Genomic DNA, 13,079 nt, shown 5'->3' with positions numbered 1-13,079 from the left:
AAATGACTCGCCCAATATAGAGGTCAATTGCTCATCACGAAAGGAATGCCAGCGTGAATACCAGCACCGTCATATCCGACACCCGGGCCCTGCCCCGCCCCTGGCTTGCCACCCTGGTAACCTGCACCCTGTTCCTGATTGTCTGCCTGAGTTGGGGCACCACCTGGCTGGGCATCAAGATTGCGGTGCAAAGCGTGCCGCCACTGACCGCCGCCGGCCTGCGCTTTCTGATTGCCTTTCCGCTGTTCGCCTGTTTTGCCTGGCTGCGCCGCGAGCCGCTGATGTTTCCCAAGGACAGCCGGGGCTTCCTGGTATTCGTCACCCTGTGCTACTTCAGCCTGCCCTACACCCTGCTCAACTACGGCGAGGTACACGTTTCCTCCGGCCTGACCGCGCTGCTGTTCAGTTGCATGCCGGTGTTCATCCTGATTTTTTCCGCCCTGCTGCTGCGGGAGAAGATTCACCTGGCGCAACTGCTAGGCATCGCCATCGGCTTTGCCAGCCTGTTCCAGATCATTCGCGGCCAGGGCCTGCTCAGCGACCACAATGAACTCTCGGGAGTACTGGCAATTCTCGGCGCGGCGCTGCTGCATGCACTGTGTTACGTGGTCACCAAGAAACACGGCAGCGCCATCAGCGTCATCACCTACAACACCTTGCCGATCGGCATCGCCGGTCTACTGCTGTGCCTGGCGGGGTTGGGGATCGAGCACCCGGACTTTTCCGCCATCAGCCCGCGTTCCTGGGGCGCCCTGCTGTATCTGGGGCTGGCGGCTTCGGTGGGTGGGTTCATTGTCTATTTTTTCCTGCTGAAACGACTGAATCCGGTGATCCTGTCCTTCGTGTTCATCATTTTTCCGGTGTTCGCGGTGATCATCGGCGCCTGGTACGAAGGCCAGAGCCTGTCCCGGGACCTGCTGCTGTATTCCTCGACCTTGCTCGGCGGTTTCGCCATCACCAAGCTGCCCCTGGACAAATGGCTGTCCAGAAAGCCCGCCCGACGCTAAAGAGACTCTGTAGGAGCGAGCTTGCTCGCGAAGCTTCAAGGACACCGCGTCCGCCCAGCGAGCCCGCGTCATCATTGACGTTCATCGCGAGCAAGCTCGCCCCTACAAGGGTGGGTTTCAGATCACCAGCAGGTCGACGAACCGGTGCACCGGCGTCGCCTCAAGCCGCGCCTGATCCTTGCACAGCTGGAAAATCTGCGTCGAACGCTGGGCCGTGAAACGGGTGGCCAGGTTGGCCTTGAACTTGTCTTCCAGCAGCGGGATGCCTTCGGCGCGGCGGCGCCGGTGGCCAATGGGGTATTCCACCGCGACCTGCTCGGTGCTGGAGCCGTCCTTGAAGAACACCTGGATCGCATTGGCAATGGAACGCTTGTCGGCCTCCAGGTATTCACGGGTGTAGCGAGGCTCTTCGACGATGTGCATCTTCTCGCGCAACTGATCGATGATCGGGTGCGCGGCATGGAAATCGTCCTCGTAATGCTCGGCCACCAGAGTGCCGAAGGCCAGGGGCACGGCGGTCATGTATTGCAGGCAGTGGTCGCGGTCGGCGGCATTGGCCAGCGGCCCGACCTTGGAAATGATGCGGATCGCCGACTCATGGGTGGTGATGACGATGCGGTCGATTTCGTGCAGGCGGTTGCGCACCAGAGGATGCAAGGTCACCGCCGCTTCGCAGGCCGTTTGCGCATGGAATTCTGCCGGGAAACTGATCTTGAACAGCACGTTTTCCATCACGTAGCTGGCGTATTTCTGCGTCAGGCTGAACTGCCGCTGGCCCTCGGGTTTGAGCGCCAGGTCCTTGTTGGTATGGCTGAACAGCACGTCATAGAAGCCCCACTGCGGCGCCGTCAGGACGCCGGGAATGCCCATCTCGCCACGCAGGGCGATATCCGCCAGGCGCACTCCACGGCTGGAGGCATCCCCCGCCGCCCAGGATTTGCGCGAACCGGCATTGGGTGCATGGCGATAGGTGCGCAGCGCCTGGCCATCGACAAAGGCCTGGGACAGTGCCGCCAGCAACTGCTCGCGATTGGCCCCCATCAGCTTGGCGCACACCGCGGTGGAAGCCACTTTCACCAGCAGCACATGATCGAGGCCGACACGGTTGAAGGAGTTTTCCAGGGCAATCACGCCTTGAATCTCATGGGCCATGATCATGGCCTTGAGCACATCATTCATGGTCAGCGGTGCTTCGCCATTGGCCACGCGCTTTTGTGACAGGTGATCGGCCACCGCCAGAATTCCCCCGAGGTTGTCCGAGGGGTGGCCCCATTCGGCCGCGAGCCAGGTGTCGTTGTAGTCCAGCCAGCGCACGATGCAGCCGATGTCCCAGGCCGCCTTCACCGGGTCGAGGCGATAGCTGGTACCGGGCACCCGGGCACCGAAAGGCACCACGGTGCCTTCGACGATCGGCCCCAGGTGCTTGGTGCATTCGGGAAAACGCAGGGCCAGCAGGCCGCAGCCCAGGGTGTCCATGAGGCAATTGCGTGCGGTATCGAGGGCTTCTCGGGAGTCGATGGAATAATCCAGGACGTAATCGGCAATGTCCTGCAGGACCTGGTCGTAATCGGGACGGTTGTTCAGGTCAACGTTGCTGCTCATGAGCGCTTCACTCCAGTACAGGATGGTAGGTGGTGTCGATTCCTCAGTGACAGGTTCAGGTCAATAACGGCATCGCAGGTCTGCGCCTGCTCAGCGATTCAATCACAACCAGCGGCTGTGGCGAGGGAGCTTGCTCCCGCTGGACAGCAAGCCCCTCCACAGCAAGCGCTTCTCTTCCTAGAAACTGTCGCCGGGCACTCGCACCCAGCCTTCCATCAGCACCCGCGCGCTGCGGCTCATGATGGCCTTGACCACTGTCCAGTCACCGCCGCTCCGGGTGGCTTCGGCGCCGACGCGCAAGGTGCCCGAGGGATGACCGAAACGTACCGCGCTGCGCGCGCCACCACCGGCCGCCAGGTTGACCAGGGTCCCGGGAATCGCCGCGGCGGTACCTATGGCCACCGCCGCGGTGCCCATCATCGCGTGGTGCAGCTTGCCCATGGACATGGCCCGCACCAGCAGGTCGACGTCCCCGGCCTTGATCGCCTTGCCGCTGGAGGCCTGGTAGTCCGCAGGCGCGGCGACAAAGGCCACTTTCGGCGTGTGCTGGCGCTGGGCGGCTTCATCCAGGTGTTTGATCAGGCCCATGCGCAGGGCGCCATGGGCGCGGATGGTCTCGAACATCGCCAGGGCCTTGGGGTCGCCATTGATATCGCCCTGCAGCTCGGTACCGCGATAGCCGATGTCTGCCGCGTTGACGAAGATCGTCGGAATCCCGGCATTGATCAGGGTCGCCTTGAAGGTGCCGACACCGGGCACTTCCAGGTCGTCCACCAGGTTGCCGGTGGGGAACATCGAACCGCCCGCACCCTCTTCCTCGGCTGCAGGGTCAAGGAACTCCAGCTGCACTTCGGCCGCCGGGAAAGTCACCCCGTCCAGCTCGAAGTCGCCGGTTTCCTGGACCTCACCGTTGGTGATCGGCACGTGGGCGATGATGCTCTTGCCGATATTGGCCTGCCAGATGCGCACCACCGCCACGCCGTTCTGCGGAATGCGCGCCGGGTCCACCAGGCCGCTGCTGATGGCGAAGGAGCCCACTGCCGCCGAGAGGTTGCCGCAGTTGCCGCTCCAGTCGACAAAGGCCTTGTCGATGGCCACCTGGCCGAACAGGTAGTCGACGTCGTGGTCGGCCTTGATGCTCCTGGACAGGATCACCGTCTTGCTGGTGCTGGACGTGGCGCCGCCCATGCCGTCGATCTGCTTGTCATAGGGATCGGGGCTGCCGATCACCCGCAACAGCAGGGCATCACGGGCTGCGCCCGGCAGTTGGGCCGCCTCGGGCAGGTCCTGCAGGTTGAAGAACACGCCCTTGCTGGTGCCGCCACGCATGTAGGTGGCGGGAATCTTGATCTGCGCTACGAATGCCATGAATTTCAGGTCCCGATAATGACCGGGGGCGGCGCCTTGCGGCCCGCCCCCGGTACGTTGCTTAGCTGGCTACTGCCGATTCCAGGAAGTCCTGGGCGAAGCGTTGCAGCACACCGCCCGCCTCGTAGATCGATACCTCTTCGGCGGTGTCAAGGCGGCAGGTCACCGGCACCTCGAGCCGCTCGCCGTTCTTGCGGTTGATCACCAGGGTCAGTTGCGCCCGAGGCGTGCGCGCGCCGATCACGTCGTAGGTTTCAGTGCCGTCGATACCCAGGGTCTTGCGGTCGGTGCCCGCGAGGAACTCCAGCGGCAGCACGCCCATGCCCACCAGGTTGGTACGGTGGATGCGCTCGAAGCCTTCGGCGACGATGGCTTCCACCCCCGCCAGGCGCACGCCCTTGGCTGCCCAGTCGCGGGACGAGCCCTGGCCGTAGTCGGCACCGGCAACGATGATCAGCGGCTGCTTGCGCTGCATGTAGGTTTCGATGGCTTCCCACATCCGCGTCACTTTGCCTTCCGGCTCGATCCGCGCCAGGGAACCCTGCTTGACCTTGCCGTTTTCCTGGACCATTTCGTTGAACAGTTTCGGGTTGGCGAAGGTCGCGCGCTGAGCGGTCAAGTGGTCGCCACGGTGGGTCGCGTAGGAGTTGAAGTCCTCTTCCGGCAGGCCCATTTTCGCCAGGTACTCGCCGGCCGCGCTACCCGCCATGATGGCGTTGGACGGCGACAGGTGGTCGGTGGTGATGTTGTCCGGCAACACCGCCAGCGGGCGCATCCCGGTCAGGCTGCGCTCACCGGCCAGGGCCCCTTCCCAGTACGGCGGACGGCGGATATAGGTGCTCTGCGGGCGCCACTCATACAGCGGCTCGACTTTCGGGCCGGTGTCTTCGTGGATGGCGAACATCGGGATGTAGACCTTGCGGAACTGCTCCGGCTTGACCGCCGCCTTGACCACCGCATCGATCTCTTCATCGCTCGGCCAGATGTCCTTGAGGCGGATTTCCCGGCCGTTGGCGTCCAGGCCCAGCACGTCCTTTTCGATATCGAAACGGATGGTGCCGGCAATGGCGTAGGCCACCACCAGCGGCGGCGAAGCCAGGAACGCCTGCTTGGCGTAAGGGTGGATGCGCCCATCGAAGTTGCGGTTGCCCGAGAGCACGGCGGTGGCGTACAGGTCGCGGTCGATGATTTCCTTCTGGATCACCGGGTCCAGGGCGCCGGACATGCCGTTGCAGGTGGTGCAGGCAAAAGCCACCACGCCAAAGCCCAGTTGCTCCAGCTCATGGCCCAGGCCGGCCTCTTCCAGGTACATGGCCACGGTTTTCGAACCCGGGGCCAGGGACGACTTGACCCATGGCTTGCGGGTCAGCCCCAGCTTGTTGGCGTTGCGCGCCAGCAGGCCGGCGGCGATCACGTTGCGCGGGTTGCTGGTGTTGGTGCAACTGGTGATGGCGGCGATGATCACCGCGCCGTCCGGCATCTGCCCCGGGGTTTCGGACCACTGCCCGGCGATGCCCTTGGCCGCCAGGTCGCTGGTGGCGACCCGGGCGTGCGGGTTGCTCGGCCCGGCCATGTTGCGTACCACCGACGACAGGTCGAACTGCAGGCCGCGCTCGTAGCGTGCGCTCTTCAGGCTGTCGGCCCAAAGGCCGGTGTGCCTGGCGTAGCTTTCGACCAAACGCACCTGCTCGTCTTCACGGCCGGTGAGCTTGAGGTAGTCGATGGTCTGCTGGTCGATGTAGAACATCGCCGCCGTGGCGCCGTATTCCGGGGCCATGTTGGAGATGGTGGCGCGGTCGCCCAGGGTCAGCGCCGCGGCACCTTCGCCAAAGAATTCCAGCCAGGCCCCCACCACTTTCTGCTTGCGCAGGAACTCGGTCAGCGCCAGCACCATGTCGGTGGCGGTGATGCCCGGCTGCAGCTTGCCGGTGAGCTCGACGCCGATGATGTCCGGCAGGCGCATCCACGAGGCGCGGCCGAGCATGACACTCTCGGCTTCCAGGCCGCCCACGCCGATGGCGATCACCCCCAGCGCATCCACGTGGGGGGTGTGGCTGTCGGTGCCGACGCAGGTATCAGGAAAGGCCACACCGTCGAGCACCTGGATCACCGGGGACATTTTCTCCAGGTTGATCTGGTGCATGATGCCGTTGCCGGGCGGGATCACATCGACGTTCTTGAAGGCCTTCTTGGTCCAGTTGATGAAGTGGAACCGGTCTTCGTTGCGCCGGTCTTCAATGGCGCGGTTCTTGTCGAAGGCGTCCGGGTCGAAACCGCCGCACTCCACCGCCAGGGAGTGGTCGACGATCAACTGGGTCGGCACCACCGGGTTGACCAGCGCCGGGTCACCGCCCTGGTCGGCGATGGCGTCGCGCAGGCCGGCCAGGTCCACCAGTGCGGTCTGGCCAAGAATGTCGTGGCACACCACGCGGGCCGGGAACCAGGGGAAGTCCAGGTCGTCGCGGCGTTCGATCAGTTGGCCGAGGGAAGCGTTGAGGGTTGCCGGATCACAACGGCGCACCAGGTTTTCCGCCAGTACGCGGGAGGTGTAGGGCAGGCTGTCGTAGGCGCCTGGCTTAAGCGCATCGACCGCCGCCCGGGCGTCGAAATAGTCCAGTTGGCTGCCGGGCAGCGTCTTGCGAAATTCACTGTTCATGGTCAGGGCTCGGTCACGGTAGTTTCAAAGGGAGCGCCTGGCACTGGGTTGAATGGGCATCTATCCCTTGCAGGAACGAGCTTGCTCGCGATGACTGAATCAGGTCCGACATCGCTGTCGGCTGGTCCATCGCTATCGCGAGCAAGCTCGCTCCTGCAGGTGCTGCGGTGCATTCAATCAACAGTACCGGCGCCCTCCCGGTCAGCGGCGCTCGATTGGCACGAACTTGCGCTGTTCAACGCCGATGTACTCGGCGCTTGGACGAATGATGCGGTTGTTGGCACGCTGCTCGAACACGTGGGCGGCCCAGCCGGTCAGGCGCGAGCAGACGAAGATCGGTGTGAACAGCTTGGTCGGGATGCCCATGAAGTGGTACGCCGAGGCGTGGTAGAAATCGGCATTGGGGAAGAGTTTTTTCTGCTCCCACATGGTCTTGTCGATGGCTTCGGACACCGGGAACAGCACCTTGTCACCGACTTCGTCAGCCAGCTTCTGCGACCAGCCCTTGATCACCTCGTTGCGCGGGTCGCTGTCTTTGTAGATCGCATGGCCAAAGCCCATGATCTTGTCCTTGCGCTCGAGCATCCGCAGCAACTCGGCAGTCGCCTCCTCGGGGCTCTGGAAGCGCTCGATCAGCTCCATCGCCGCTTCGTTGGCGCCGCCGTGCAGCGGGCCGCGCAGCGAACCGATGGCCGCGGTGACGCAGGAATAGAGGTCCGACAGGGTCGAGGCACAGACCCGGGCGGTGAAGGTGGAGGCATTGAATTCGTGCTCGGCATAGAGGATCAGCGAGACGTTCATCACCTTGACGTGCAAGTCACTGGGCTTCTTGCCATGCAGCAGGTGCAGGAAGTGGCCACCGATGGTCTGCTCGTCGCTGACGCAATTGATACGCACGCCTTCGTGGCTGAAGCGGTACCAGTAGCACATGATCGCCGGGAAGGCCGCCAGCAGGCGGTCGGTGACGTCGTGCTGCTGGGAGAAATCCTTCTCCGGCTCGATATTGCCCAGGAACGAGCAACCGGTACGCATCACATCCATCGGATGGGCCTGGGCCGGTATGCGCTCCAGCACTTCCTTCAGCGCCTGTGGCAGGTCGCGCAGCTTGCTCAGCTTGGCGCTGTAGGCGGCCAGTTGTTCCTGGGTCGGCAGGTCGCCGTACAGCAACAGGTAGGCGACTTCCTCGAACTGCGCATCGGCCGCCAGTTCGCGCACGTCATAGCCGCGGTAGGTCAACCCGGCACCGGCCTGGCCCACGGTGGACAGCGCGGTTTGCCCGGCCACCTGGCCGCGCAGACCTGCACCACTCAATACTTTTGCTTCGGCCATTGCTCTCTCCAATCTTGAATTTGTTAGGGACTTGGCAACTTCACGGGTCGGGGCTCCCCCGACGGTGCAGGAGCGAGCTTGCTCGCGATCCGGGCCCGCGCGCCCCAGCGAATCAGGGGCTGCGCGTTATCACTGACGGCCATCGCGAGCTAGCTCGTTCCCACAGGGATTGATTCAGCCTTTCTTCTGCGCGAACAGCGCATCGAGCTTCTGCTCGAAGCTGTGGTAATCGATGCGCTCGTACAGTTCCATGCGGGTCTGCATGGTGTCGATCACATTTTGCTGGGTACCGTCGCGACGGATCGCGGTGTAGACGTTTTCTGCGGCCTTGTTCATGGCACGGAACGCCGACAGCGGGTACAGCACCAGGGAAACATCCACGGATTTCAACTGTTCGGTGGTGTACAGCGGTGTGGCGCCGAATTCGGTGATGTTGGCCAGGATCGGGGCTTTCACCCGATCGGCGAAGATCTTGTACATCTCGAGCTCGGTGATGGCTTCCGGGAACACCATGTCGGCGCCGGCCTCGATGCACGCCGCGGCGCGTTCCAGGGCCGACTCCAGGCCTTCCACCGCCAGGGCGTCGGTGCGCGCCATGATCACGAAGCTGTCATCGGTACGGGCATCCACCGCGGCCTTGATGCGGTCGACCATTTCCTGCTGGGAAACGATCTCCTTGTTAGGGCGGTGACCGCAGCGCTTGGCGCCGACCTGGTCTTCGATATGGATCGCCGCGGCGCCGAACTTGATCATCGACTTGACGGTGCGCGCCACGTTGAAGGCCGACGAACCGAAACCGGTGTCCACGTCCACCAGCAGCGGCAGGTCGCAGACGTCGGTGATACGACGCACATCAGTGAGGACGTCGTCCAGACCGGTAATGCCCAGGTCAGGCACGCCGAGGGAGCCGGCAGCGACCCCGCCGCCCGACAGGTAGATGGCCTTGAAACCGGCGCGCTTGGCCAGCAGGGCATGGTTGGCGTTGATCGCGCCGACCACTTGCAACGGCTGTTCGCTGGCGACCGCATCGCGGAAACGCTGGCCTGGAGTGCTCTTATTGGAACTCATGACTCACCTCGTGGAGTGGCTGTCTGATGGGCGCTGTCCTGGTAGTGACGCGCGATATTGCGTTTCGAGGCGCCGATGTGGCGGCGCATCAACAACTCGGCCAGTTCGCCGTCGCGATCGGCAATGGCATCGAGAATCCGGTGGTGTTCGGCAAAGGCCTGGTGCGGGCGATTGGGGGTCGCGGAAAACTGGATGCGGTACATGCGCACCAATTGATACAGCTCGCCGCAGAGCATCTGCGTGAGGGTGCGGTTGCCGGCGCCCTGGATGATCCGGTAGTGGAAGTCGAAGTCCCCTTCCTGCTGGTAGTAGCCGACGCCGGCCTGGAACGCCGCATCGCGTTCGTGGGTATCGAGCACCCGGCGCAGTTCGTCGATTTCCTCGGTGGTCATGCGCTCGGCCGCCAAGCGACAGGCCATGCCTTCCAGGGACTCACGGATTTCGTAGAGTTCGATCAGCTCGGCATGGCTCAGGGACACCACCCGGGCGCCGACATGGGGCACCCGCACCAGCAGGCGCTGACCTTCCAGGCGGTGGATGGCCTCGCGCAGCGGGCCGCGACTGATGCCGTAGGTGCGCGCCAGTTCAGGCTCGGAGATCTTGCTGCCTGGGGCGATCTCGCCCTTGACGATGGCCGCCTGGATCCGCCGGAAGACGTTTTCGGACAGGGTTTCAGAATCGTCCTGTGCCTGCATCGGGTGTTCGAGTTGATCCAGCATATTGTCGACACCTTTAAAATCAATGAGGCAAAAATTAGCCAATACACCGAAAACAGTCAAAGGAAAAATAGAGATTGTCGACAATCGTCTAATAACCCTAAGCGCCAGGGCAAGACAAAAGGCCCGCCCCCGGCGCTGGCGCCATAAAACCAGCATGCTAGAATGCCGCCCGCATTGGCCTGTCATCTTTTTATGGCACGCATACGAGGGAGCTTGCGCAGCAATGCCGGTCGCCTTGAACTGAAGAACCCATGCCCATCAGGATCTATGAGACTCAAGGCCCTTCCCCTACTGCTCTGCCTGCTTGCCCTGCCCGGCATCAGCGCCGCCGCCGGCAAGACTGTCTACGGCTTGAATGAATACGCTCGGCTGTCCGGCATCGACCTGGAGGTCGCGGCCAAGCTCGACACCGGGGCCAAGACCGCTTCCCTGAGTGCCCGCGACATCAAGCGCTTCAAGCGCAATGGCGAGTCCTGGGTGCGTTTCTACCTGGCGATCGACGCCGCCCATTCCCATCCCATCGAACGGCCTCTGGCCCGGGTCAGCAAGATCAAGCGCCGTGCCGGCGACTACGACCCCGATGAGGACAAGAACTACACCGCACGGCCGGTCATCGCCCTGGATGTCTGCATGGGCAGCGCCTTGCGCAGTATCGAAGTGAACTTGACCGACCGCAGCGCATTCCAATACCCGCTCCTGATCGGCTCCGAAGCCCTGAAACGCTTCGATGCGCTGGTCGACCCCAGTCTTAAATACGCTGCTGGCAAACCCGCCTGCGCCACCGACGCTCATACCGCAGAGTAATTCCAATGCGCTCTCTTACCCTTCATCTGAAAGTCCTGATCGCCATCCTGGTGGTGCTGGGCATTTCGATCACGGCCTATCAGATCTTCGTGCTCGGCATTCCGGTGACCGAAGACGCTACCGACGATCTGTGGAACATCGATGCCAAGGTCGAGTTCGTCGCCAACGGCAAGGACCCGATCAAGATCCAGATGTTCGTGCCGCCCCTGAGCCGCGATTACGTGAGCCTCAACGAGAGCTTCATTTCCAACAACTACGGGGTGGCGGTGAACCGCGTCGACGGCAACCGCAAGGTCACCTGGTCGGCGCGCCGGGCCAAGGGCAACCAGACCCTGTACTACCGCCTGGTGCTGACCAAGCGCTACAGCGCCGAGAAAGCCAAGGTCAAGGGCCCGACCTTCCGTGACAGCATGGCCGTGGAAGGCCCGGAAAAGATCGCCGCCGACGCCCTGCTGGCGCCGATCCGCCAGCATTCGGCGGACGTCGAGACATTCATCAGCGAAGCCATCAAGCGGGTCAACAACGCCAATGACGACAACGCCAAGCTGCTGCTGGCCGGCGATCCGTCCAGCACCAACAAGGCGAAGATTGTCGAGCTGCTGCTGTCCATCGCCCACGTGCCGGTGGAAAAGGTCCACACCATCCGCCTGGTGGCCGACCAGCCGCAGACCCCGGAGCTCTGGCTGCGCAGCTTCAACGGCACCGACTGGCTGTACTTCAACCCGGAAACCGGTGAGCAGGGCATGCCCAGCGACCGCCTGCTGTGGTGGACCGGCGACGACAACCTGATCACCGTCGATGGCGGCAAGAAAGCCAACGTCACCTTCAGCCTCAACAACAGCGAAATGAACGCCATTCGCCTGGCCAAGCTGACCGACGAGAACACCGACGCCAACTTCCTCGAATACTCGCTGTACGGCCTGCCGCTGCAGACCCAGCAGACCTTCATGATCATGGTGATGATCCCCATCGGCGTGCTGGTGATCCTGGTGCTGCGCAACCTGATCGGCCTGCAGACCCTCGGCACCTTCACCCCGGTGCTGATCGCCCTGGCCTTCCGCGAGACCCAGTTGGGCTTTGGCATCGTGCTGTTCACGGTGATCACCGCGCTCGGGCTGTCCTTGCGCTCCTACCTCGAACACTTGAAGTTGCAGATGCTGCCGCGACTCTCGGTGGTACTGACCTTCGTCGTGGTGCTGATCGCCGCCATCAGCCTGTTCAGCCACAAGCTGGGCCTGGAACGCGGCCTGTCGGTGGCGCTGTTCCCGATGGTGATCCTGACCATGACCATCGAACGCCTGTCCATCACCTGGGAAGAGCGCGGCGGCGGCCATGCGATGAAAGTCGCCATCGGCACCCTGTTCGCCGCCTCCCTGGCGCACCTGATCATGAGCGTGCCGGAACTCACCTACTTCGTCTTTACCTTCCCGGCGATGCTGCTGATCCTGGTGGGCTTCATGCTGGCGATGGGTCGCTACCGCGGCTACCGCCTGACGGAGCTGGTGCGTTTCAAAGCCTTCGTCAAGGCCGACTCCTGATGTTCGGCCTGTGGAAGACCTGGAAAGCCCTCGAAGCGCGGGGAATCATGGGTATCAACCGGCGTAATGCCGACTACGTGCTCAAGTACAACAAGCGCAGCCTGTACCCCATCGTCGATGACAAGATCATCACCAAGGAACGGGCGATCAAGGCCGGTATCCATGTGCCGGAACTGTACGGGGTGATCTCCACCGAGAAGGAAATCGACAAGCTCGACGCGATCATCGGTGAACGCAACGACTTCGTGATCAAGCCGGCGCAAGGCGCCGGCGGCGACGGCATCATTGTGATCGCCGACCGCTTCGAGGGCCGTTATCGCACGGTGTCGGGCAAGATCATCAGCCACGAGGAAATCGAGCACCATATTTCCAGCATCCTCACCGGCCTGTATTCCCTGGGCGGCCACCGCGACCGGGCGCTGATCGAATACCGGGTGACCCCGGACCAGATCTTCAAGAGCATCAGCTACGAAGGCGTGCCGGACATCCGCATCATCGTGCTCATGGGCTACCCGGTGATGGCCATGCTGCGTTTGCCGACCCGCCAGTCCGGGGGCAAGGCCAACCTGCACCAGGGTGCCATCGGCGTCGGGGTCGACCTGGCCACCGGCCTGACCCTGCGCGGTACCTGGCTGAACAACATCATCACCAAGCACCCGGACACCACCAACGCGGTGGACGGCGTGCAACTGCCCTACTGGGACGGCTTCATGAAGCTGGCGGCCGGCTGCTACGAACTCTGCGGCCTGGGCTACATCGGCGTGGACATGGTGCTGGACCAGGACAAGGGCCCGCTGATTCTCGAACTCAACGCGCGGCCAGGGCTGAACATCCAGATCGCCAACGACTGCGGCCTGACCCAGCGCACCCACGCCATCGAAGCCCACCTTGAGGAGCTCAAGGCCCAGGGCATCGAGGAAAGCGTCGAGGAGCGGGTACGCTTCGCCCAGGAACTGTTTGGCCATATCCCTGCCGTGGAAGGCTGATA

General features: G+C 63.1%; 10 protein-coding genes. 4 read left to right on the top strand and 6 right to left on the bottom strand.

Annotated elements, in window-relative coordinates; all coding sequences use genetic code 11:
* Positions 1–53 precede the first annotated feature (53 nt).
* Complete coding sequence (locus AC1RGE_RS30965; protein ID WP_492585647.1) at positions 54–1,007, top strand: DMT family transporter; 954 nt, start codon at positions 54–56, stop codon at positions 1,005–1,007.
* A 117-nt stretch (positions 1,008–1,124) separates the two neighbouring features.
* On the opposite strand, the gene prpD is transcribed toward AC1RGE_RS30965, so the two are convergent.
* The 6 genes from prpD to AC1RGE_RS30935 all read right to left on the bottom strand — a co-directional run bounded on the left by prpD (position 1,125) and on the right by AC1RGE_RS30935 (position 9,749).
* Positions 1,125–2,609 carry a 2-methylcitrate dehydratase gene (gene prpD / locus AC1RGE_RS30960; RefSeq protein WP_011060185.1) on the bottom strand — a complete coding sequence of 495 codons (1,485 nt, stop codon included), beginning with the start codon at positions 2,607–2,609 and terminating at the stop codon, positions 1,125–1,127.
* Between the two features lie 177 nt (positions 2,610–2,786).
* The gene (prpF, locus tag AC1RGE_RS30955; protein WP_015634743.1) at positions 2,787–3,977 is read right to left on the bottom strand and encodes a 2-methylaconitate cis-trans isomerase PrpF; all 1,191 of its coding nucleotides are present in this window, start codon (positions 3,975–3,977) and stop codon (positions 2,787–2,789) included.
* 61 nt (positions 3,978–4,038) lie between these two features.
* Positions 4,039–6,633, bottom strand: coding sequence for a Fe/S-dependent 2-methylisocitrate dehydratase AcnD (gene acnD / locus AC1RGE_RS30950; protein ID WP_011060183.1), 2,595 nt, complete (start codon positions 6,631–6,633; stop codon positions 4,039–4,041).
* A 201-nt stretch (positions 6,634–6,834) separates the two neighbouring features.
* Positions 6,835–7,962: a bifunctional 2-methylcitrate synthase/citrate synthase gene (prpC, locus tag AC1RGE_RS30945; protein WP_011060182.1), complete on the bottom strand. Its 1,128-nt coding sequence runs from the start codon at positions 7,960–7,962 to the stop codon at positions 6,835–6,837.
* Positions 7,963–8,136: 174 nt separating this feature from the next.
* Positions 8,137–9,030, bottom strand: coding sequence for a methylisocitrate lyase (prpB, locus tag AC1RGE_RS30940; RefSeq protein WP_011060181.1), 894 nt, complete (start codon positions 9,028–9,030; stop codon positions 8,137–8,139).
* Entirely contained in the window at positions 9,027–9,749 is a 723-nt protein-coding gene (locus tag AC1RGE_RS30935) for a GntR family transcriptional regulator (RefSeq protein WP_011060180.1), read from the bottom strand. The genes prpB and AC1RGE_RS30935 overlap by 4 nt, the downstream gene beginning before the upstream one ends.
* Before the next feature lie 267 nt (positions 9,750–10,016).
* Here AC1RGE_RS30935 and rloA point away from each other — a divergent pair, with 267 nt between their 5' ends.
* Genes rloA through AC1RGE_RS30920 form a run of 3 tightly spaced genes read left to right on the top strand, consistent with a single transcriptional unit; the run spans position 10,017 to position 13,077 of the window.
* Positions 10,017–10,553 carry a retropepsin-like aspartic peptidase RloA gene (rloA, locus tag AC1RGE_RS30930; RefSeq protein ID WP_011060179.1) on the top strand — a complete coding sequence of 179 codons (537 nt, stop codon included), beginning with the start codon at positions 10,017–10,019 and terminating at the stop codon, positions 10,551–10,553.
* A gap of 5 nt (positions 10,554–10,558) precedes the next feature.
* On the top strand, positions 10,559–12,091 hold the full coding sequence (gene rloB / locus AC1RGE_RS30925) for an osmotic stress tolerance membrane protein RloB (protein WP_011060178.1): 1,533 nt from the start codon (positions 10,559–10,561) through the stop codon (positions 12,089–12,091).
* Complete coding sequence (locus tag AC1RGE_RS30920) at positions 12,091–13,077, top strand: alpha-L-glutamate ligase-like protein (protein WP_183000794.1); 987 nt, start codon at positions 12,091–12,093, stop codon at positions 13,075–13,077. Before rloB ends, AC1RGE_RS30920 begins: the two co-directional genes overlap by 1 nt.
* Positions 13,078–13,079: the final 2 nt, after the last annotated feature.

It is taken from the genome of Pseudomonas sp. GW823-FHT02C05, assembly GCF_058797595.1.
This window is presented reverse-complemented; position numbering and strand designations above follow the sequence as displayed.

Excerpts from the sequence above, each read along its gene's own strand:
- prpD (WP_011060185.1), bottom strand. The coding sequence starts at position 2,609 with ATGAGCAGCAACGTTGACCTGAACAACCGTCCCGATTACGACCAGGTC.
- prpF (WP_015634743.1), bottom strand. The coding sequence starts at position 3,977 with ATGGCATTCGTAGCGCAGATCAAGATTCCCGCCACCTACATGCGTGGC.
- acnD (WP_011060183.1), bottom strand. The coding sequence starts at position 6,633 with ATGAACAGTGAATTTCGCAAGACGCTGCCCGGCAGCCAACTGGACTAT.
- prpC (WP_011060182.1), bottom strand. The coding sequence starts at position 7,962 with ATGGCCGAAGCAAAAGTATTGAGTGGTGCAGGTCTGCGCGGCCAGGTG.
- prpB (WP_011060181.1), bottom strand. The coding sequence starts at position 9,030 with ATGAGTTCCAATAAGAGCACTCCAGGCCAGCGTTTCCGCGATGCGGTC.
- AC1RGE_RS30935 (WP_011060180.1), bottom strand. The coding sequence starts at position 9,749 with ATGCTGGATCAACTCGAACACCCGATGCAGGCACAGGACGATTCTGAA.
- rloA (WP_011060179.1), top strand. The coding sequence starts at position 10,017 with ATGAGACTCAAGGCCCTTCCCCTACTGCTCTGCCTGCTTGCCCTGCCC.
- rloB (WP_011060178.1), top strand. The coding sequence starts at position 10,559 with ATGCGCTCTCTTACCCTTCATCTGAAAGTCCTGATCGCCATCCTGGTG.
- AC1RGE_RS30920 (WP_183000794.1), top strand. The coding sequence starts at position 12,091 with ATGTTCGGCCTGTGGAAGACCTGGAAAGCCCTCGAAGCGCGGGGAATC.